This window comes from Desulfothermus sp. (assembly GCF_053993635.1).
Genome location: NZ_JBMYBT010000105.1, coordinates 1 through 21,895, shown reverse-complemented (window position 1 = coordinate 21,895; position 21,895 = coordinate 1). Strand labels below are relative to the sequence as shown.

Below are 21,895 nucleotides of genomic sequence, written 5' to 3'. Positions count from 1 at the left end.
GCCAACAAAGGTAATTGGGATATCAAATTCCACTGAAATCCCCAAAATAACTCCTCCTTTTGCAGTGCCATCCAATTTAGTCAATATTATCTCATCAACCCCTACCCCTTCATTGAACATTTTGACCTGGGAAATGGCATTTTGACCTGTTGTGGCATCTAGAACTAAAATGGTCCTGTGTGGAGAGCCTGGGTGCTGTTTATTCAGCACCCTCTTTATCTTTTTTAGCTCTTCCATTAAATTCACTTTTGTATGTAATCTACCTGCAGTATCCACAAACATCAAATCATATCCTTGTTTCTTGGCCTTATTTAAGGCTTCATAAGCAACTGCAGCAGGATCTGAACCAGACTCCTTTGCATAAAACCCTGTTCCAACCCTCTTTGACCAGATCTCAAGCTGTTCAATTGCAGCTGCCCTAAAGGTATCTGCAGCTGCAAGCAGGACCTTTCTTCCCTGCATCTGCGCCCTATGGGCCAATTTTGCAATAGTGGTGGTCTTTCCAACCCCATTTACTCCGAGCATTAAAACAACTTCAGGGGCAATTGGTTTTATCCTTTTTTTGGGCTTAGGAAGGATTTCAGCAAGTTGCTCTTTAAATAATTTTTTAAATTCTTCTGGAGATTTTACATTGTTTTCCCTTACCTTTATCCTTAGCCTATTTACCAGTTTTACAGTGGTATTAAATCCAACATCTGCCATAATCAAAATTTCTTCTAATTCCTCCCAAAATTCATCGCCAAATTCAGAGGACTTTTGAAGAAGTATGTCTATTTTTCTTGTAAATTGTTCCTTTGTCTTGGCAAGACCTTCAGATAGCTTTAAAAACAACCTGCTCTGCTCATCTTCCTCATCTTCTAAATCCAAGGCCAATGCTAAACGATATTGGAGCTCGGACCTAAATTCAAAGATGGATGAATACTCCATCTCATTTAACCATTTTTTAAATCTGTTTATAAAATTCTCTGCTTCATTAACTGGTACCTCTAAACATTCAAATAAAAATAAGAGCCGCTCCCACAAAAGATCATCTGCTTTTTCAACATCCTTTAAGAGTATATCCAGCCATACACTAAGTCTAGGTTCAGCCTGTTGTAGGGCTAATTTAAGCTCTCTCTCCCAATCCTTATCTTCCTTTTCTTCCTTTTTTACCTCTTCTAATTTTTCCTTCTTTTCTTCTTCAACTTCTTCAACTACCTGAGCCTCAACAACCACTTTATCTTCTTGTTCAACACTTTTTTCTTCACGTGTTTCTTTTTTTTCTTCTTTGTCTTTTCTCTTCCAGAGTTTTTTAATTTTTGAAAAAAATCCCATAATGTTACATCTCCTTGACCTAAATTTATGAATGTTTTTAATTTAAATTAATATCTTTCCCAGAAAATCTTTCCCCGATGTTTTTTATATTTTCTAAGCAAAATATAAACTGCACCTGCCCCACCATGTTTTGGAATAGCAGAACAAAAGGCAAGCACTACCCTTTTTAAAGGATCTCTAGTGATCCAAAACTGCAAGTTTTCTTTTAAAATACTCCTTCCCAGTGGAGAATTTTTACCCCTGCCAGGGATAACCAGCAAACACCTCTTGCCTTGTAAATAATTTTTTTTGACAAATGAAATAAGGCTTACATAGGCATCATCACTGTTTAATCCATGTAAATCCAGATGAGATTCAGGGCTAAAGGAACCTGCCTTTAATTTTCTAAAAATCCTGGGATCTAACCCCTTTACATTTCCCTGAATATATTCATCTGTAAATTCAAGTTCAAATTCAATATCTCCTTTAAGAAATTTCTCTAAATATTTATCTTTATGAGAGTTTTTTCTGCTTTTCCTAATATTAGACACATGATGCTTTACTGCTACCACTTCCCTGCCTCCCACACCACTGATGGGACGAACCCCTTCCATTGCCTTAAAAAAAAGCTCTTGGTCACTGTCTTTGCCTGCATCTACAGGTTTAGGTGTAACTGGTCTTGACTTTGACCTAACTTTTTCCTCATCTGTGTCTTTATGTATCTTGATGTGTTTTGAGATCTCTTTTAAATCTCTTATAACCATGCTCCAAGCACCTATCTTAATAATCTTAAAAAACATAAGAATAATAACCTAAAAAAGTTGCCTTGTAAATTCTGGAAAATCCGATTAATATCATTAAAAATTATGAGGGAGAAATATAGGTATGCTAGATAGGAAAAAATTGCTTTTTATTTGCGAGGACAATGAGCTGGCTTATACGGTAAAACAGTCCTTGGATAGCCAAAAATTCACTGTAATTACAGCTAAGAGCCATCTCCAGGCAATTACAATAATGGACAAGACCCATGTTGATGTAATTATTGCTCCAGCCCATGAAACCAATATGGGAGGACTAGAATTTGTTAAGCTTCTACGCACTAAGGAAGATGATTATGTAATTTCTAAGAGATATATTATCCTCTACGGAGACGAAGACACAAGGGATGAAGTATTTAGATCTAATTTATTAGTTGATGACTTTTTATTATATCCATTTTACGAACCAGAATTAATCTGGAGGACAAAACGAGGATTTAATTACATAACTCAAATCCAAGACCTCTTTCAAAAGTTATCAATTGATAGCAATACAAACACCCTAACCCCTGATGGCTTTTATTTAGTGTTAGAGAGCGAAATAAACAGAATTTCCAGACACACCAGAAATTTTTCCCTGTTACTTATCAACATAAGTAACTTAGACGATATGTTACTTAACTTTGGAAAAGAGTGGCAGGAATGGATAGAAAAAAAATTTCTTATGCACTTAAAAAATAATTTAAGGAATTATGATCAGCTTAGCAAATTAGATACTAATATGTATGTGGTCATAGTTCCAGATGCAGACTATAACTCCCTTAAAGGTCTTGATAAAAGGCTAAAAAAAGAATATGAATCCTTTTTCTCTGAATTAAAAAACATGGGACTTACTGAAGATCTACAAATAGTTCATAGAGGAATTTCAATAGGAATTGTACAAAACATGCCCCAAAAAGATGAAATACTGGCATATGTGAAAAAGTGGTTAACAAAAGAAAAGAGAGAAGATGATCCCAAGGATGAATTCATGGTGTGCACTTTTAGCGAATTTGGACCTGAAGTTGAATATCTTTAGGAAACAGAACGAGCTGTTATTATGAGAATTATCAGTGGTGAATATAGAGGGAGAAAATTAAAGACTCCCAAAAAGGGCATAGAAGGATACAGGCCTGCAACATATAAAATACGTCAGGCCATATTTTCCATGTTGGTTGCTAGAGGAATGGAATTTGAGGGTTCTAAGGTCATAGACCTCTTTGCAGGTACTGGTTCTCTTGGATTTGAATGTTTAAGCAGGGGTTCTCAGCTTGTATATTTTGTTGAAAACAATCCAGATGCAATTAAATACCTAAAAGCAAACCTTGAGAATTTTGGGGTAGAAAAGAGTCGCTTTCGTATAGTTCCACAGGATGTAAATAAGTTTTTGAGAAAACATCCTGATGAAAAGTTTCACCTATGCTTTATAGACCCCCCATACAGAAAAGGACTTGCCATACCTGTTATTAAAAAATTAATAAAAAATAACTGGATTGTAGAAAATGGCTTTATTGTATCTGAAGTTGAAAAAGATTTAAAAGTAAGAAAGGAAATTTCAGGTACCAATTTAATAATAAACCGAGAATATGGACAAACGAGGATACTCATATGGACAAAAACAACAAATCCATAGCTATTTATCCAGGCACCTTTGATCCATTAACAAATGGTCATATTAGTATTGTTAGAAGGGCCTTAGATATCTTTGATACAGTGGTCTTAGCAATTGCTATAGACACTCCTAAGACTCCCCTTTTCAGTCTTGAAGAAAGACTTGAAATGGCCAAGACAGTATTTGAAAATAAACCAAGAGTAATCGTAGAATCATTTAGTGGCCTTTTAGTTGATTATGTAGAAAAAAAGGGAGCAAAGGTAATTTTACGGGGACTTAGGGCAATTTCTGATTTTGAATATGAATTTCAGATGGCACTCATGAATAGGCGACTAAAAAGGCATGTACATACCCTATTTATGATGACTGATTATAAGTGGCTATTCACCAGTTCATCCATTATAAAAGAAACAGTAAATGCTGGTGGTGATGTCCAAGGACTGGTGCCTGAGCCTGTATGGCTTAAATTAAAAGAAAGATTTAACTTATAAGCAAAAACGAAATTCGAACGTTTTTAAAATTATGCAATTATGCGTAACCTCTATGAAAATTTTATGCATTGTTGGGGCTACTGGAACAGGAAAAAATGAACTGGGACTTGCTTTTGCAAAAAGATTTGGTGGTGAAATAGTTAACTTTGACTCAAGACAAGTCTACAAGGGTTTTCCCATTATAACAGCTCAACCAAACGAACAAGAAACAAAGATCTGTAAACACCATCTCTATGGTTTTTTGGAACCAAGTAATAGACTTAGCGCTGGGGAATTTGCAGACCTTGCAGACCAAAAAATAAAAGAGATAATTAATAAGGGGAGACTTCCCATATTAATTGGTGGCACTGGATTATATTTAAAGGCCGTGTTATTTGGCCTTGCTCCTATCCCCAGGATACCTCAAAACATCAGGGAACAGGTTATTTACGAATATTTTAGAGATGGTGCTTTAGTAGCATATGAAAAATTAAAAAAAATAGATCCAGAATATTCAAAAAAGATTCATCCAAGGGACAGACAGAGAATAACCAGGGCATTAGAGGTATATGCATTTACAAAAAAGAATTTAACATGGTTTCACAAAAACTATCCTAAAGATAAACCCAGGTATAACTACCTAAAGATAGGTATTTTTTATCCAAAACAGGAGTTGGCTACCAGATTAGAGATGAGAATAAATAAAATGCTTGAAAATGGAGGGCTTGAGGAAGTGGCCAAGGCGTGGAAAAAAAATCCAGATATCAATGCACCTGTATGGACATCTATTGGATGTAGAGAACTTTTAGATTATATCCTGGGAAACTGTTCCCTTGAGCATGCAAAATATAGGTGGTTAAAAAACACCAGAAAATATGCTAAGCGTCAGATGACATGGTTTAAAAAAGAAAATGACATCAAATGGTATGGATATGGAAAATTAGACAAAACCTTTCCAGAAATAGAGAGATTTTTAAATGAATAAAAAATATACATTTTTTATCTTTTTATTAATTTTTCTGCAATTATCAATGGGGATATGCAGTAAAGGTGAATGGATAGAAATATTGGAAGATAATTCCACATGGATCAACTGGACTAAGTACACGTTATATACAGAGTTAAATGGAACATCTAGTGAACTATATCCTGATTATATTAATTTAAAAAGACAAAAAATTCATCTAATGAATAAACTCTATAATTCTACTCTAAATTTTAAAATCAAAAAAGGGATTCAAATAGGAAAATTATTAAATAAAAATGGAAGAGAGTTATTGTGGGAATTGATAAATAATTCTTCTGATAATTATATAATAAAAACTTCAACAAATTCATACAGATTAATTATGGGATTAAAACTTTTAGGCCCATTAATGAAACAAGTATTATCAATATCATTTATATTAAAAGAACCTGATGTATTTTTAAATAATTTAAAAAATGAAGATTATATCAAAGGATATACATCAGTTGTAATAGAAGTATCAACAGATCAATTTAAACCTTCCATGCTCATTTATATATATTCAAAAAACGGAGAGCTTCTGTTTAGCCCAAAATTAATGGACTACGATATTTTAATAAACAAAGGTATGGCCTTTTATTTACCTGAATTAAATAATCAATTGAATAATAGAATAGGCTCACATCCCCTTTTCCTCCATGCTGATTCTATTTATAATCAAAATGAACATTCATTGGTATTAGATGAAAATAGTGATTTCTATCTAAAATTTGATAATGTGATTAAACTACTAAAAAAAGGGAAATTAGTAATCTCAAAAAAGCGATACTCAACATTAAATCAGGATGAAGTCAATGAATTTAATATTGAAAATTAAATTTTTTATAATTGTATCTTTGCTTTTCACATGTTCAATTTCATTTTGTCAAGGTATAAGAATAGAACAACAAAATTGCACATCCACACAATTTAATTTAAATGCAACCCTACGAAATAAAATATTGAGTAAAGCATTAGTAAAGGAAGCTATAAAAATAATACCGTATGAGCTTGACCAGCAAAAAATTGATACTTTGAGTCAATTATTTGAAGATTCATCCCTAAAATATGTCTTGAGCTACAAAGAATATGAGCAGAGAAATCAAAATTCAACATCATTAATACTAAACGTTAAACTGGATATTGGGGCATTAAAAAATACACTCATAAATCTCGGATTGTATTTTAATTCAAGAGACGTGACTGTGTGTCTTAAGACTGAAAACTTTGAACAACCTGACATTAAATTTTTAGATAGCCTATTAAGACTCTCAGGGATCTCAGTTGACAATAATTCCATTGAGCCAAGGTTGTATATAAAGAAAATAAAAGATACCTTATATACAGGTACTTTCACATATAAGGACCATTATTGGGCTGCAACAAAAAACAATCTCAGTGAATTATGGGAAACTTTATGGAGCAATTATTTTAATCTGCCAGAGATAAAAAATAAATTTTTCTCAAAAATAATTTTATCAGCAGGCCCATGGGTTACACTTACAGGGGTCAAGGGCTTCAATGAGACGTTGCAGGGGAAAAAGCAATTTCTTGAGGGGGTTAAATTAATTTCCCTAACCTTTTCCCAAGGGCTCTTTGGAAAGTGGGAGATAGTTACCATCAAACCAAATGCAGTTACAACATTTTTGAATAATTATCTTGGGGCAAGGGGAATGGAATTTAACATCCAGGTCCTCCCGCCCCAATAAAACTTAACTAGCCAGTTTAATAACAATTATTGTTCACTGGCTCCATTATCTTCCTTTGATTGATTGGATATTTTCTTTTTTGTGGAGCTTATATCTATTTCATCTGGCTCAGTAGCTGCCTTTTTAAAGTTTTTTATGGCCTTACCAAGGCCAGCGCCAATTTCTGGTAGTTTATTGGCTCCAAAGATTACTAATGCAATTAATAAAAGTACTAAGAGTTCAGGAATGCCAATACCAAACATAAAAGAACCTCCTAAAAAATTTTGCATTTGCTTTTGCTAAAAAATGAGGATAATACTAATTCCTTCATATGGCAAGTTGAGTTTTTTGAAACAAAATAAGAAGAGAATAGGACTATGAAAAAAATATTTTTCCCAACACTTCACATGGAACTTGTAGATGAAAAAATCTTAAAACACGTCACTTTAATTGACCCTGGACTGCTAGAAAAAAAATCAGCAAAATTGAATTATTATAGGCCAAAACAATTCCCCTTAAATGCCAGAGAGGCAAAACAATATCTCAGGGATTTTCTAACTTACGGAGATTTCTTTGAAAATCCCAAGGAAATTAAACAAAATTTTATAATGCAATTACTCGAGTTCGACACAGAGAAACCAAGTACTCTAAAAACCATGATAAAAAAAGAATCTGGGGATACTGAAAAAATAGACTATTTTTTAATAGCCCAATTAACCTTGCTTCTTGAGTGGACAATGGAAGAAAGGATTTTAGAGCTACAGAAAATTGATTCTGAGATTGAAGAAGGTCTGCAACAATTAAAAGAAACTATTGGGGATCATATAACTTTAAATAATTTTCAAAATACCTCTAATAGATCTCATCTGCTCTATCAGATTAATACTTTACTGCCTTATGAAAAATTACTACCCTGGTTTTTCTTAATACTGGATAATGAGTGGGTTTTAATTACTGATGTAGATGACCTATATGAAATGTGGATTGATTTTGGTATAGAATTTTCGTTAGTGGAGGATAGCATTGGACTATACCAGGCAATGGATTATGGTTATCGTTTTATATTTAAAAAGAAGCCCCATGAAAAATTTACTTGGTTAAACAAAAAGTATAAAGTTGAATTCATAAAAGGATAGTTGATTTATGAAATTTGATTATAAAAACTTTTTTTTACACAAAAAAGGTATTATTTTTGACTGTGATGGTGTTATAATAAATTCAAAGGATGCAAATATAAAGTTTTATAACCTTATTTTAAAAGAGCTTGGCCTTCCAGAAATGGACAAAAGTGAGGAAGACTATGTCCATTCCCATACAGTATATGAGTCAATAAAACACATTGTCCCAGAACAATTATTTCCAAAAGCACTGGAAATAGGAAAAAAAATCTCATACACGGCAGTAATAGATCTAATTAAATTAGAAGATGGACTTATAGATTTTCTTATGATGCTAAAAAATATGGAAAAAAAGTGTGCTATTAATACAAATAGAACAAATACTATGCCTATTATATTAGAAAATTTCCATTTAAAATCCTTCTTTGATCCAGTAGTTACAGCACAGAGTGTAAAAAATCCAAAACCTCATCCAGAAAGTATTTTCTTTATATTAAAAAAATGGAACTTAGCTCCTTGTGATGTGGCTTTTATAGGAGATTCTAAAGTAGATGAAAAAACAGCCAAAAGTGTACCTGTAGATTTTATATCATATAAAAATAATAAATTAGATTCTATCGCAAATATTAATAGTTATAAGGAAGTGGTTGATTCTTTAAAATAAAAAATTTATATCAGGAGGTTAATATGTTTATTATTGCAAATCTTCTTAAGGCACTTGCATTTGTTTTAGACAGTGTGCTCTCTATATATTTCTGGATAGTAATTATTTCTGCTCTCCTTAGTTGGGTTAGGCCTGATCCTTATAATCCAATAGTCAGGTTTATTTATTCCATCACAGAACCGGTTTTTTACAGGGTGAGAAAATGGATACCTTTTGTATACATAGGTGGTCTGGATCTATCTCCTATTGTTGTCTTACTGGCAATTGAGTTTTTGAAAATCTTTCTTGTTCAAACACTATATCAATTAGCCATATACCTGACATAGTTTTTTAACAACTTAGTTAACAAAGAGGTAACTCAGTGGATTTTTTAAATAAAATTGATAAGACTACTTTTAAATTAGCAATATGGGTTCAACCAGGGGCAAAGAAAAATTCTATTGAAGGTGTGTACCAAAATTGTCTAAAAGTAAAGATCTCTGCACCACCAGTTGATAATAAAGCAAATAAAGAAGTAATCAATTTTTTTTCGAAGATTTTCAAGACAAAAAAGAGCCAGATACAAATTGTGAGTGGACAAAAAAACAGGAAAAAGCTATTAATAATTAGCCTGGAAAAAGACATAGACCCCAGGGCAATTCTAAAAATATTTTTGAATCAAAATAGGAGGCACTAAAAGATGGAACAGTATGAGTTGGAACTTATTGCCAAATATGGCGAAAAGGATGAAGAACTCAAAAAACTATGGCAACAACATCTAGAATATGAAAAACAGGTGGAAAAGCTAGAAAGTAAACCTTATTTAACACCCCAGGATGATTTAGAACTAAAAAAAATCAAAAAGCTTAAGCTTGCTGGTAAAACTAAAATTCAGGCAATACTCGAAAAATACAAGAAAATGGAAGAGGAGGGACTAAAGTAATGAAAATGAGAGGGGCCCAAATACTCCTTGAATGTTTAAAACAAGAAGGTGTTGAGGTTATATTTGGATTTCCAGGAGGAGCTGTAATTGATATTTATCACGAACTGCCCAAATATCCCATAAACCACTTTTTAGTAAGGCATGAACAGGCTGCTGTGCACGCAGCAGACGGATATGCCAGGGCAACAGGCAAGGTAGGAGTGGTGTTGGTAACATCAGGGCCTGGCGCCACTAACACAGTCACAGGTATTGCCACGGCCTACATGGACTCTATCCCCATTGTTGTATTTACTGGACAGGTTCCAAGATTATTAATTGGTAATGATGCGTTTCAAGAAGTTGATATTGTTGGAATTACAAGGCCCTGTACCAAACACAATTATCTTGTAAAAGACCCAGAAAAATTGCCTCAAATAATAAAAGAGGCATTTTATATAGCGAAATCAGGAAGACCAGGACCTGTTTTAGTTGACCTGCCAAAGGACATAATGGCTTCAGAAATTGAAGCCAAATACCCCAAAAGTGTCTCCTTAAGGAGCTATAATCCCCATTATGAGCCAAATCTTAAGCAAGTAAAAAAGGCGGTTGACTTGATTTTAGAAGCAAAAAGGCCCCTTATTTTTGCTGGTGGTGGAGTTATAGCCTCCTCGGGGAATAAGGAACTCACATGGCTTGCCAGGACATTACAAATACCTGTTACCGCCACTTTAATGGGACTTGGTGCCTTCCCAGGCAATGATCCTCTGTGGCTTGGAATGCTGGGTATGCATGGCACCTATGTGGCCAATATGGCAATCAATCATGCAGACGTGATTATTGCAGCAGGGGTAAGGTTTGATGATAGGGTCACAGGTAGACTGGATAGTTTTGCCCCCTCCGCAAAGATTATACACATAGATATTGACCCAACATCCATTCGGAAAAACGTAAGAGTGGACATACCAATTGTTGCAGATTGCAAGGAAGCACTACGAGCTTTAAAAGAAGAAATTTCAAAACGCATTAAAGACAAAGATTTGTCAGAGTGGTACCAGTCATGGAGGGATAAATTAAATGCATGGAATGATGCACATCCACTTACATATAAAAAGTCAGATGAAGTTATAAAACCCCAATTTGTAATTGAAACTCTATATGAGCTCACAGGTGGAGATGCAATTATTACAACAGAAGTTGGACAAAATCAGATGTGGGCAGCACAACACTTTAAGTATCTAAGGCCCAGGACATTACTCTCTTCAGGTGGTCTAGGCACAATGGGTTATGGTTTTCCTGCAGCAATTGGAGCCCAGGTCGCCTTTCCAGACAAAACCGTTATAGATATTGCGGGAGATGGTTCCATACAAATGAATATCCAGGAGCTGGCAACTGCAGTATGGTATAATCTCCCGGTAAAAATCATTATATTAAATAATTCCTATCTAGGAATGGTTAGACAATGGCAGGAACTATTTTACAACAGAAATTACAGTGCTACACATCTAGAATACAATCCTGATTTTGTAAAATTGGCACAGGCCTATGGTGCAGAAGGTTACAGGGCTACTAAACCCTCAGAAGTAAAGGATGTATTGAAACAGGCCTTAAAATCTAAGAAGACATGTGTTGTAGATATGGTAGTGGAAAAAGAAGAAAATGTATATCCAATGGTACCTGCTGGAGCATCTCTATCGGAAATGTTACTTGTTTAACCTGAATTTATATAATCCTTTAACAAACTCAGGTAAATTAGATGACTATCTATAACCCAAAATGACGAAAAAGGGTTAAACAATAGGTTTTAAGGAGTTTATTATGAAACACACCCTTTCAGTATTAGTAGAAGACGAGCCAGGAGTACTTTCAAGGGTTGCAGGACTATTTAGTGGGAGAGGATTTAACATTATTTCATTGAATGTGGCCCCTACTTTAGAAAAAAACACATCTCTTATGACAATAGTTACAGAGGGAGATGAACAAATAATAGAACAAATAATAAAGCAACTGAGGAAACTGATTACTGTAATAAAAGTCGTTGACATGAATTCAGTGAAAACTGTAGAAAGAGAAATGATACTTATTAAAGTGAACGCCCAAAACTCATCTAGAGCTGAGATTTTGAGAATTGTGGATATATTTAGATGTAAAGTAGTTGATGTGAGTCCATCGGAAATAACCATTGAAGCTACAGGAAATAGTGAAAAACTCTCTGCACTCATAAATTTATTACATAAATTCGGCATCAAAGAAATAGCCAGGACCGGGATAGTAGCAATGAAGAGAAGTATGCAACTATCATAATTATTTAAAATTTTTGCAGGAGGTAGTTTAAGATGCAGGTTTACTATGACAAGGATGCAGATTTAAAAATTCTTTCTGACAAATTAATAGCTATTGTTGGTTATGGATCCCAGGGACATGCCCATGCTCTTAATCTAAGGGATTCTGGACTAAATGTAATAGTTGCCCAGAGGCAAGGTGGCCCAAATTATGAGCTTGCAAAAAAACATGGATTTGATCCCGTTAGTGTAAAAGAAGCTGCTGAAAAAGCTGACATTATCCAGATACTAATCCCTGACCAACATCAACCAAGGGTTTATCTTGAAGACATAAAACCCTATCTTAAAAAGGGAAAGGTACTGGGCTTTAGTCATGGGTTTAATATCCATTTCAATCAAATAGAACCACCAGAAGATGTAGATGTTATAATGGTCGCACCAAAGGGTCCTGGACATCTAGTTAGAAGAGAATATGAAAAGGGATTTGGTGTACCTTCCCTTGCTGCTGTTTATCAAGATGCATCTGGCCATGCATGGGATATTGCCCTTGCATATGCCAAAGGAATTGGTGCCACCAGGGCTGGTGTTATTAAGACCACATTTAAAGAAGAAACAGAAACCGACCTTTTTGGCGAACAGGCGGTTCTTTGCGGTGGAGTGAGCCAGCTTATCAGGTCAGGATTTGAAACCCTTGTTGAGGCAGGTTATCAACCTGAGGTTGCCTACTTTGAATGCCTTCATGAGATGAAACTTATTGTAGATCTACTTTACGAAGGTGGATTTAAACGCATGCACTATTCCATTAGTGATACAGCAGAGTATGGGGATTATGTAAGTGGCCCACGGGTGATAGATGAAAAGGTAAAAGAAAATATGAAACAGATTTTAGAAGAAATTCAAGACGGTAGTTTCGCCAAAAAATGGATATTAGAAAATCAGGCTGGACAGGTATCATTTAAGGCCTTAAGAAAGAAGTATCATTCTCACATAATAGAAGAGGTTGGAGACAGGCTAAGGGATATGATGCCCTGGTTAAAAGAAAAAAAATAGAGTATTCAAAATTTTAAATTTAATAGAGGACTAAAAGTAGTTAGCTACTTGCGGTCCTCTCCAATCTGAAATCTAAGCTATCAAACTTTTAAATTAATCATAAAAAAATTTTGATAGCTACTTATAACCCAAGTTGATAAACTTGGGTTAATTTTTTATAAGGTTATTAAAAATGAGCTGGGACGGATATCTCAAGTGGCTTGAGACGCAAAAAATCAAGTTACAACGCCACTTGAATAAAAACAGAATATGGGAAGCCAAAGATATTGCAGAAACCACCCTTTTCTCCTTAGTCAGGACATGGGACTTTGCCAAAAAACTAAATCAAACTCAAACCCTTTCTGCATACAAAACATTTTTTCAGAACGTCTTGTCAGATTTAGATATGGAAGATAATCGAGTTCTTCAATCTATTTTCAATGACAAACAGAGTCAATCTGACGCTTCTTTTGATGCTGTAAAATCTTTTATAAAACAAGGTGAATACCAAAAGGCCATTGAAAAAATAAACAGTGTGTTTAACGATGGCATATTAGACTTTGAATATGTTAAATTGATGATTTTTTGTCTTGAAAAGACAGGAGATCTTGATAAGTTGGTAAATTTTCTCACAAACGTACTTGTTGAAAGAGATAGTTTTGAAAAAAAACAATTAGCATATATTTATTTTAAGCTTGGTTCTACTTTACTTAGATTAAACAAAACAACTCAAGCAAGGGAATATTTCTGGAAATTAAAAAAATTGTATCCTTCCTATCCAGGGCTAGAAGAAAAATTAGAAGAAATTGAAAAAAGAAGAATACGTTCAAAAAGTCGGTATGAATTACTTATAGAACAAGGATGTATTACAGAAGAACAATTAAAAGAAGCCAAAGAAATTGCTTTAAAAGAGAATAAGGACTTAGATGAGATACTACTTAATAAATTCAATGTACCCAAAAAAAAGTTGGGAGAGTCTTTAAGTAGTTTTTACGATGTGCCCTTTGTTGAATTCAATCCCAAGGTGTTACCACCCTACTCTATTTTTGAAAAAAGAAAGCTGGATCCCAATTTTCTAAAACAGTACGAATGGGTACCATATAAAGAACAGGGAAACACAATCCAGGTTCTTATGACCAATCCCTTTGATCTTAGCAGACTAGATGAGATAAAATTTATCCTGGGTACAAATCAGATCGAACCCCTGGTATCCACAAAAAACGACATAGAAGAATTTATTGACCATTTTTTTAAAGCACTCACATCAGAAAACGAACTTTTAGAATTTGACGAAGAGATAGAAGAAGACATACACGAAGATTTTGACGAACTTGAAAAGGAAATAACAGAACAAGACAGTGAAATTGTTAGACTGGTAAACGCTATTCTAGTTGAAGCATGGAGAAAAAACGCATCAGATATCCACATTGAGCCCAACACTATTTCAAAGTATTGTTTAATACGAATGAGAGTTGATGGCACATGCCATGAATTCAAAAAACTGAGATTACATTATGCACGGCCCATTGTGTCAAGAATAAAAATAATGGCAAGATTGGACATTGCTGAAAGGCGTCTTCCTCAAGACGGTAAGCTAAAAATTAGATTGCCCAATATGAACAAAATAGTGGAGTATCGTGTGGCAACACTACCTACTATTGATAACCAGGAGGATGTGGTGTTAAGGGTCCTTGCATCTGGGAAGCCAATCCCTGTTGATAAACTTGGACTTCTGCCCCATAACCTTGAAATATTTAAGGAAAACATAACTCAGCCCTATGGAATGATCCTTGTTGTTGGGCCAACAGGATCAGGTAAGACCACAACTCTACATTCGGCCCTAGGTTACATAAACAAACCAGATAAAAAGATATGGACTGCAGAAGATCCAGTTGAAATCACCCAAGAAGGACTAAGACAGGTCCAGATTAATCCCAAAATAGGACTTACCTTTGCGTCTGCCCTAAGGGCATTTTTAAGGGCAGACCCAGATGTGATTATGATTGGAGAAATGAGGGATAAAGAAACAGCACATATTGGTATTGAGGCTTCCCTAACAGGCCATCTTGTATTCTCCACCCTTCACACAAACTCTGCCCCAGAGACAGTTACCAGATTGCTTGATATGGACCTAGATCCTTTCAATTTTTCAGACTCTCTGCTCTGCATACTTGCTCAAAGGCTCATAAAAACCCTTTGTAATGAATGCAAAGAACCATACAGACCTACAAATAAGGAAATAGACGAGTTGAGAAAAGAATTTGGTGAACATGATTGGGACAAATGGGTAAAAGATGATGAAATAACATTATATAGGGCAAGGGGCTGTGCAAACTGTATGGGGGGATATAAAGGGAGAATGGGCATACACGAACTTTTAAAAAATTCAGATGCAATTAGATCCTTAATAAAAAAAAGAGTACCCACAGAAGAAATAAAAAAGGTTGCCATATCTGAAGGAATGTTAACCCTAAAACAAGATGGAATTCTGAAGGTTTTAAGGGGTTATACAGACATTCATCAGGTCAGGGCAGTGGCTGGAAAAAGTTAAAAATCCATTTTAATAATTTCCTCTATTTATCCTCTCAACTCACCAAAATTTAGATGTAATCACTTTACTTTAATTTTCTAACTTGAAAGAAGAGAAAGGAAGTGATAGTCCTTTTTACAAAAATAGATAATTGTCCGTAAGGGGAAAGGAATCATTAAACTTCCAAGGAGTAGCGTCATGAGATCTTATTTACCATATCAAATGTTATTGAGAAATTCTACTCTTTTTAGGAACCATAAGTGTCTCTATGATGGCAACTTAAACCACTCTTTTACTTTTTTAGAAATATTGGATGAGACTGAACAACTAGCAGCAGGGTTAAAAAAACTGGGACTTAAACAAGGAGATAGAATTGGTGTAATTAGCAAAAACACCTACAGATTTTTTCCATTATTTTTTGCAGCTTCAAAACTAGGACTTATTTTAGTGTTAATAAATAAACGCCTTTCACCAGAAGAAAAAAAATTTATAGCCTTAGATACAACACCGTCATACTTTTTTATAGATAATGAAGAAATAGAAATTTCTTCTGAAATAAAAAAAGAAAATCCCTCTGTAAAAGAGATATTTCTATTAACAGGAGATAAAGGCTCAATAAAAAGCTATACAGAACTTTTAGTTGCAAAGGACCCACACTCAGAAATACACGCAAATGAAGATGATCCTTACATAATCATACATACAGCTGCTGTAGATGGAAAACCACGTGGGGGAGTGCTTTCACAAAAAAACATAGTGCTATCCTCCCTTCAAATTGCCTTTGAACTTTCATTAAGTGAAAGTGACGCATATTTAAATATATTACCTTTATTTCACATCATGGGCATAAATCTGGCCTTTTCCACCTATTTGTGTGGCGGCAAAAATGTAGTTATCCCATCTTTTGATAGGGAACTATCTGCCAGACTTATGAATGATGAAAAAATTACCTTACTAGGCACATTTCCACCAATCTTACAATCACTTTTAGACACAATGAAAAAATTAAATCTAAAGCCTAATTTCCTCAAAAAAGCAGTTGGATTAGAGCAAAAAGAAATAATAGAGAGATTAGAAACAGAAACCAGTGCTGAGTTTTGGTGGATGTATGGACAGACTGAGACCTCAGGACTTATCTGTCTTGGAAGAGATAGAGACAGACCAGGTGCTGCAGGTAGACCACTTGCACTAAGTGACGTGTTTATCGTAGATGAAGATGATAGAAAATTACCACCTGGAGAAGTTGGAGAAATAGCCCTTAAAGGACCATTGGTATTTCTAGGATACTGGAACAGGGATGATGATAACAAATATGTATTTAGAAATGATATCCACCATACTGGTGATCTAGCAATGATGGATGAAGATGGATATCTATTCTTTAAGGGAAGAAAACCAGAAAAAGAATTGATCAAATCTGGCGGAGAAAATGTGTTTCCAGCAGAGGTAGAAGAAGTGATTATGCAACATCCAGACATAATCGAGGTATGTGTTATTGGAGTACCTGACCCTAAATTTGGAGAAGGAATTGGGGCTGTATGTGTAAAAGAAAAAAATAGTACTCTAACAAAAGATGAATTAATTGAGTTTGTTGGATCAAGGATAGCAAGGTATAAAAAGCCAAGATATGTGTTATTTACAGACACTCTTCCAAAAGACAAAAATGGAAAGATTGACAGGCAAAAGGTCAAAGAAAAATTTATTGAGAATTTAAAAAATTTTTAGTTGACATTTTTTTTAGAAATGGATAGGTAAAAATTTATGGCAAGAAAACTCGGGCTAGTATCCACCTCATTTAGATTTTATTTTAGCTTTTTTTATTTTTGGTTTTGGTATTTTAGGGGTGGAGTCTGTGGCCCGGGTGGTATAATTTAAATACAACCTAAAAGAAACCCTAAAAAGGCCGCAGGCTCCAGAAGCCAGCGGCCTTTTTTTTATGGTCGTTGGCTTTTGATTAAGGAGCTTTGGCCCGGATAAAAAACAAACAGGAGGTTTAAAATGCATCTGGGCAAATCAATTAGACTTGAAAGGATTTTCAACAGAAATACTGGCAGGACTATTATAGTTCCATTAGACCATGGCGTTACTGTTGGACCAATTCATGGACTTGTGGATTTAAAAGAAACCGTGGACAAAGTTGCAGAAGGCGGAGCAAATGCTGTTTTAATGCATAAAGGTCTTGTGAGATGTGGACACAGAGAACATGGAAAAGATGTAGGACTGATAATTCACCTATCTGCCAGTACTCAACTATCTCCATTTCCCAATGCCAAGACCCTTGTTGGCACAGTTGAAGATGCAATTAAGCTCGGTGCAGATGGAGTGTCTGTGCATGTAAATTTAGGGGACGAGACAGAAAGATATATGCTTGCTGACCTTGGAAAAGTAACCAGTAAGGCTACAGAATGGGGCATGCCAGTACTTGCAATGGTATATGCAAGGGGTCCAAAGATAAAAGATGGATATGATCCTGAAATAGTAGCCCATTGCGCTAGAGTTGGAGAAGAACTTGGGGCAGATGTGGTAAAAGTACCATATACAGGAGATGTAGAATCATTCAGTAAAGTTGTAGACGCATGTTGTATTCCTGTTGTGATTGCAGGCGGGCCAAAGATGGAAAATAAAAAACAGATTTTGACCATGGTATATGAATCTATACAGGCCGGTGGAGCAGGTTTATCTGTTGGTAGAAATATATTCCAGGACGACGACCCTGCTACTTTAGTTAAGGCCCTTCATGGGATTGTGCATGAAGATATGAGTGTTGATGAGGCCCTTGAAATTGTAAATAATAAATAAGGAGCAAAATACTGATTATGAAAGAGTTAATTGTAAAGGCAATACCTTTTGATAAAAAGCTCATTACCCTGTCTTTAGAATCTGGTGTAGATACAATTTTGGTAGAACAGGATAAGATAAAAGATGTAAATACACTTGGCAGGATAAACACATCTACACCAGATGATTTTGCTATAATCACACTAAATTCAAAAGAAGATGAAGTGTTAGCACAAGAGTCACTAAAAAAGGGAAAGAGCGTTCTTATAACTCATGGCTGGGAGATTATTCCAATTGAGAATCTTTTGGCTGTGCAAGAAGGAAGACTTGGAGTTGAGGTCAAAAATCTAGAAGAGGCCAAACTCGCTGCTGGAATTTTAGAAAAGGGCGTGGATTTTCTGGTAATTCTGCCAGAAGGTAGAGAATTTATAAAAGAAATTGTGAAAGAACTAAAGCTCACAGGAGAAAAAGTGAAACTTGAGGTAGCAAAAATTACCCAGATAAGACCCATTGGCCTTGGGCACAGGGTTTGTGTTGATACGTGCTCTATTTTAAATACTGGGCAAGGAATGCTTGTTGGAAACTCTTCTTCTTTTACTTTTCTCGTCCATGCAGAGACTGAACAAAATCCATATGTCGCTGCAAGACCATTTAGAATAAATGCAGGAGCAGTTCATTCTTATGTGTTAAGGCCAGGAGATAAAACATCATATCTGGAAGAATTAAAATCAGGGGATGAAGTACTTATAGTAGATAGCAAGGGGAATACTCTGCTTAGCTCAGTAGGAAGAGTTAAAATTGAAATAAGACCCCTTCTCTTAATAAGTGGTGAGACATCAGGTAAAAAAGGGGATATAATTTTACAAAACGCCGAGACAATAAGATTAGTTGGAAAAAATGGATCACCTCTATCTGTTGTGAATTTAAAAGAAGGAGATGAAGTTCTAGTTAAAATAGATGATGCTGGAAGACACTTTGGTATGCGGATTAAAGAAGAAATAAAAGAAAAATAAATTCTTGGCAGGAGATAAGGATGTCAGAAGATATAAGCTCAAAACTAGAAGAAATTAGAAAGCAAATAAACAAAATAGATAGACAGATACTTGAGCTCTTAAATAAACGGGCTGAATATAGTTTAGAAGTTGGAAAGATAAAAAAACATAGTAAAGAAAGCATTTTTAAACCATTTAGGGAAAAGGACATATTAGAGGAATTGGTAAAGGAAAATCCAGGTCCACTTCCAAAGGAACACTTACTTGCAATTTATCGTGAAATACTCTCATCTTCCAGGAGTCTCCAGCGTCCTCAAAAGATAGTTTACCTCGGTCCTGAGGGTACTTTTTCTTATTTTGCTGCACTCCACTATTTTGGACACTCAGCCAGTTACTTTCCTAAATTTATCTTAGAAGACGTGTTTAAGGCTGTTAGAAACAGGGAGGCAGAGCTTGGAGTCATCCCCCTTGAAAACTCACTCCAGGGAACTGTTGGTCAGAGTCTGGATATGTTTTTAAAATATCAGGTCTATATCCAGGCAGAAATCTTTTGTAAGATAAGTCATAGTCTGCTTTCTCTTACCGAAAATCTATCCGACATTGAGGTAGTCTATTCTCATCCCCAGGCATTACAACAGTGCTCTTTGTGGCTCAAGACAAGACTGCCTGGTGTGAAAATTATTCCAGTAGATAGCACTGCTGCAGGGGCAAAAATGGCGAGCCAGAACAAAAAGGCAGCAGCAATTGCACACCCTGCCCTTGCTGCAAACCTTGGACTCAATATTCTTGAGACTGGGATTGAAGATTTACCTGAAAACTGGACTAGATTTTTGATAATTGGCTCAGATGAACCGCCAGAAGGTAATAGGGACAAAACATCTCTGCTCTTTACACTTCCTGATAAACCAGGTTCATTGGCCAGGGTCTTAAACTTGCTGGCCATGGAAAATGTAAATATGAAAAAGCTAGAGTCCAGGCCTTTGAGGGGCGAGAAGTGGCAATATGTATTTTTTTGCGATGTTGAGTGCGACCTTAGCAAAGAACAATACAAAGCCCTTTTAAAAGATCTTAAACACTCATGCCACACCTTGAGGATCCTGGGAAGTTATCCAAATGGTCCATATATAGATTTGCCAGGAGAACTAAGAAAGGGGTCCAGGAGCTAAATATGAAAGAATTTTTAGCACCTCCAAGTAAATCCCTGACCCACAGGGCCATTATGTGTGCCTCATTAAGTAGAGGCACATCTGTAATAAAAAATCCTTTAATCAGTGATGATACCAAAAGAACCCTTGAATGTTGCTCGGCCTTGGGCGCAAGATGCAATATCTTTAAAGACAAGATTGAAATAACAGGACTTAAAGAATACAGGATAAATAAAAGAGTAAGACTAAATGTTGGTGAATCTGGAACCACCTGCAGGCTAATTACCCCTATTGTAGGAGCTATAGAAGGTATTGAAGCCTTTGTGTTTGGGGAAGGTCGTATGCACAAAAGGCCAATAGGAGAGCTCATAGACGTTCTCTCTTCATTAAGTTGCAAAATCTCCTATAATGAAAAGCAAGGATATCCCCCTTTTACCATAAGGTCAAATGGGTTAAAAGGAGGTGTTACACAAATAAGCTTAGAAAAATCTTCACAATATCTCTCTGGTCTGCTTTTGGCAGCTCCCATAGCAAAGGAAGATATGGAAATCCATGTAATTGGCAAAAAGGCTGTATCTTGGCCTTATGTGGGTTTGACTATCCAGACCATGAAGAAATTTGGAATAGATGTATCAATCTATGAAGCCCAGGAAGATAAATGGATAAAAAAGGAGCTAGGTGAAATAACTTATGTTGAACCTGGCAAGATAAAATTTGTGGTTAAAAAGGGAGAATATAAGCCCTGTGATTTTTTTGTTGAAGGAGATTGGTCCAATGCTTCATATATGGTAGCTGCTGGACTTCTTTTAAAAAATGGATTAAAAATACGAGGACTTTTTAAAGATTCCATACAAGGAGATAGAAAGATTTTAGATATTTTAGCAAAAATGGGGGCACAAATTTTGTGGGACAAAGATGCAGTAGTAGCACATCCTTCTGATCTTCATGGTATTGAAATTAATATGAAAGAGTGTCCAGACCTTGTGCCAACTGTAGCGGTGCTTGCTTCCATGGCAGACTCAAAGAGTGTAATTACAGGAGTTGAACACTTAAAACTAAAGGAAAGCGACAGGCTAATGGGGGTTGCAAATGAGGTGAAAAAGGTTGGAGCAAAGGTGGAGGTATTTGATGATGGGCTCTTAATTGAGCCAAATCCCTTACCCATTGGCCAGGAGATTTCCTTTTCCACTTACGCTGACCACAGGATGGCAATGAGTCTATCTTTATATGAGCTCAAGGGAATTAAAGTAAAATTGAACAATAAGAGTTGTGTAGCCAAATCTTTTCCAAATTTCTTTGATATCTGGAAAAAGATTAAAAATTAATTAAACTAACTATTTGTGATTTAATGGATAAAAAAATAAAAAAAATACTCATTGTGGGAAACAAAGGTGGGATGGGGTCGCTTTTTGAAAAAAAGTTTAGATCCCATGGTAGATTTAATCTATATGGTATAGATAGACCCCTTGATCTTTCGGCAGTTGAGGATATTTTTGATGATCTTCACATTGCACTGTTATGCGTTCCAATTCATGCCATAAAGGATGTTGTGGTAAAATTAAAAAATAAATTAAATAAAGATACTATCTTAGT

At 35.3% G+C, this 21,895-nt stretch carries 23 protein-coding genes and 1 pseudogene; 21 read left to right on the top strand and 3 right to left on the bottom strand.

Features of this window, described 5'->3' with window-relative positions; genetic code table 11:
• Positions 1-1,314: signal recognition particle-docking protein FtsY (gene ftsY / locus ACY2V1_RS08015; protein ID WP_461834275.1), on the bottom strand; the 1,314-nt coding region annotated here is incomplete at its 3' end.
• Positions 1,315-1,361: 47 nt separating this feature from the next.
• On the bottom strand, positions 1,362-2,057 hold the full coding sequence (locus ACY2V1_RS08010) for a Smr/MutS family protein (RefSeq protein ID WP_461834274.1): 696 nt from the start codon (positions 2,055-2,057) through the stop codon (positions 1,362-1,364).
• A 121-nt stretch (positions 2,058-2,178) separates the two neighbouring features.
• Between ACY2V1_RS08010 and ACY2V1_RS08005 the strand changes: the two genes are divergently transcribed.
• Genes ACY2V1_RS08005 through ACY2V1_RS07980 form a run of 6 tightly spaced genes read left to right on the top strand, consistent with a single transcriptional unit; the run spans position 2,179 to position 6,887 of the window.
• Positions 2,179-3,129, top strand: coding sequence for a diguanylate cyclase domain-containing protein (locus ACY2V1_RS08005; protein WP_461834273.1), 951 nt, complete (start codon positions 2,179-2,181; stop codon positions 3,127-3,129).
• A 21-nt stretch (positions 3,130-3,150) separates the two neighbouring features.
• On the top strand, positions 3,151-3,723 hold the full coding sequence (gene rsmD / locus ACY2V1_RS08000; RefSeq protein WP_461834272.1) for a 16S rRNA (guanine(966)-N(2))-methyltransferase RsmD: 573 nt from the start codon (positions 3,151-3,153) through the stop codon (positions 3,721-3,723).
• Complete coding sequence (gene coaD / locus ACY2V1_RS07995; RefSeq protein ID WP_461834271.1) at positions 3,699-4,193, top strand: pantetheine-phosphate adenylyltransferase; 495 nt, start codon at positions 3,699-3,701, stop codon at positions 4,191-4,193. Before rsmD ends, coaD begins: the two co-directional genes overlap by 25 nt.
• 52 nt (positions 4,194-4,245) lie before the next feature.
• Positions 4,246-5,157 (top strand): tRNA (adenosine(37)-N6)-dimethylallyltransferase MiaA, encoded by a 912-nt coding sequence (miaA, locus tag ACY2V1_RS07990; RefSeq protein ID WP_461834270.1) that lies wholly within the window; start codon positions 4,246-4,248, stop codon positions 5,155-5,157.
• Entirely contained in the window at positions 5,150-6,016 is an 867-nt protein-coding gene (locus tag ACY2V1_RS07985) for a TP0624 family protein (RefSeq protein ID WP_461834269.1), read from the top strand. The genes miaA and ACY2V1_RS07985 overlap by 8 nt, the downstream gene beginning before the upstream one ends.
• Complete coding sequence (locus ACY2V1_RS07980; protein WP_461834268.1) at positions 5,994-6,887, top strand: hypothetical protein; 894 nt, start codon at positions 5,994-5,996, stop codon at positions 6,885-6,887. The genes ACY2V1_RS07985 and ACY2V1_RS07980 overlap by 23 nt, the downstream gene beginning before the upstream one ends.
• 26 nt (positions 6,888-6,913) lie before the next feature.
• Here the strand turns inward: ACY2V1_RS07980 and ACY2V1_RS07975 are convergent, their stop codons facing one another.
• Positions 6,914-7,129, bottom strand: a complete 216-nt coding sequence (locus tag ACY2V1_RS07975; RefSeq protein WP_461834267.1) for a twin-arginine translocase TatA/TatE family subunit — start codon at positions 7,127-7,129, stop codon at positions 6,914-6,916.
• A gap of 114 nt (positions 7,130-7,243) precedes the next feature.
• Here ACY2V1_RS07975 and ACY2V1_RS07970 point away from each other — a divergent pair, with 114 nt between their 5' ends.
• From ACY2V1_RS07970 to ACY2V1_RS07900, 15 genes and pseudogenes are all read left to right on the top strand, one after another.
• On the top strand, positions 7,244-8,002 hold the full coding sequence (locus ACY2V1_RS07970) for a hypothetical protein (protein ID WP_461834266.1): 759 nt from the start codon (positions 7,244-7,246) through the stop codon (positions 8,000-8,002).
• Between the two features lie 7 nt (positions 8,003-8,009).
• Positions 8,010-8,648: an HAD family hydrolase gene (locus ACY2V1_RS07965; RefSeq protein ID WP_461834265.1), complete on the top strand. Its 639-nt coding sequence runs from the start codon at positions 8,010-8,012 to the stop codon at positions 8,646-8,648.
• A gap of 23 nt (positions 8,649-8,671) precedes the next feature.
• Positions 8,672-8,974 carry a YggT family protein gene (locus ACY2V1_RS07960; RefSeq protein ID WP_461834264.1) on the top strand — a complete coding sequence of 101 codons (303 nt, stop codon included), beginning with the start codon at positions 8,672-8,674 and terminating at the stop codon, positions 8,972-8,974.
• 35 nt (positions 8,975-9,009) lie between these two features.
• On the top strand, positions 9,010-9,324 hold the full coding sequence (locus tag ACY2V1_RS07955) for a DUF167 domain-containing protein (protein WP_461834263.1): 315 nt from the start codon (positions 9,010-9,012) through the stop codon (positions 9,322-9,324).
• Positions 9,325-9,327: 3 nt separating this feature from the next.
• Entirely contained in the window at positions 9,328-9,570 is a 243-nt protein-coding gene (locus ACY2V1_RS07950) for a DUF465 domain-containing protein (protein ID WP_461834262.1), read from the top strand.
• The gene (ilvB, locus tag ACY2V1_RS07945) at positions 9,570-11,261 is read left to right on the top strand and encodes a biosynthetic-type acetolactate synthase large subunit (RefSeq protein WP_461834261.1); all 1,692 of its coding nucleotides are present in this window, start codon (positions 9,570-9,572) and stop codon (positions 11,259-11,261) included. The genes ACY2V1_RS07950 and ilvB overlap by 1 nt, the downstream gene beginning before the upstream one ends.
• A 103-nt stretch (positions 11,262-11,364) precedes the next feature.
• Positions 11,365-11,850, top strand: coding sequence for an acetolactate synthase small subunit (gene ilvN / locus ACY2V1_RS07940; protein ID WP_461834260.1), 486 nt, complete (start codon positions 11,365-11,367; stop codon positions 11,848-11,850).
• 32 nt (positions 11,851-11,882) lie between these two features.
• Positions 11,883-12,878, top strand: coding sequence for a ketol-acid reductoisomerase (gene ilvC, locus ACY2V1_RS07935; RefSeq protein WP_461834259.1), 996 nt, complete (start codon positions 11,883-11,885; stop codon positions 12,876-12,878).
• Positions 12,879-13,050: 172 nt separating this feature from the next.
• Complete coding sequence (locus ACY2V1_RS07930; RefSeq protein WP_461834258.1) at positions 13,051-15,408, top strand: ATPase, T2SS/T4P/T4SS family; 2,358 nt, start codon at positions 13,051-13,053, stop codon at positions 15,406-15,408.
• Between the two features lie 177 nt (positions 15,409-15,585).
• On the top strand, positions 15,586-17,112 hold the full coding sequence (locus ACY2V1_RS07925) for an AMP-binding protein (protein WP_461834257.1): 1,527 nt from the start codon (positions 15,586-15,588) through the stop codon (positions 17,110-17,112).
• Positions 17,113-17,385: 273 nt separating this feature from the next.
• Positions 17,386-18,186 carry a 2-amino-3,7-dideoxy-D-threo-hept-6-ulosonate synthase gene (locus tag ACY2V1_RS07920; protein WP_461834256.1) on the top strand — a complete coding sequence of 267 codons (801 nt, stop codon included), beginning with the start codon at positions 17,386-17,388 and terminating at the stop codon, positions 18,184-18,186.
• Between the two features lie 17 nt (positions 18,187-18,203).
• Positions 18,204-19,178, top strand: a complete 975-nt coding sequence (locus ACY2V1_RS07915; protein WP_461834255.1) for a 3-dehydroquinate synthase II — start codon at positions 18,204-18,206, stop codon at positions 19,176-19,178.
• A gap of 20 nt (positions 19,179-19,198) precedes the next feature.
• The gene (gene pheA / locus ACY2V1_RS07910; protein WP_461834254.1) at positions 19,199-20,323 is read left to right on the top strand and encodes a prephenate dehydratase; all 1,125 of its coding nucleotides are present in this window, start codon (positions 19,199-19,201) and stop codon (positions 20,321-20,323) included.
• 2 nt (positions 20,324-20,325) lie between these two features.
• Positions 20,326-21,627, top strand: coding sequence for a 3-phosphoshikimate 1-carboxyvinyltransferase (gene aroA / locus ACY2V1_RS07905; protein ID WP_461834253.1), 1,302 nt, complete (start codon positions 20,326-20,328; stop codon positions 21,625-21,627).
• A 23-nt stretch (positions 21,628-21,650) separates the two neighbouring features.
• Positions 21,651-21,895 (top strand): annotated as a pseudogene (locus tag ACY2V1_RS07900) (hypothetical protein); the annotation flags it as partial.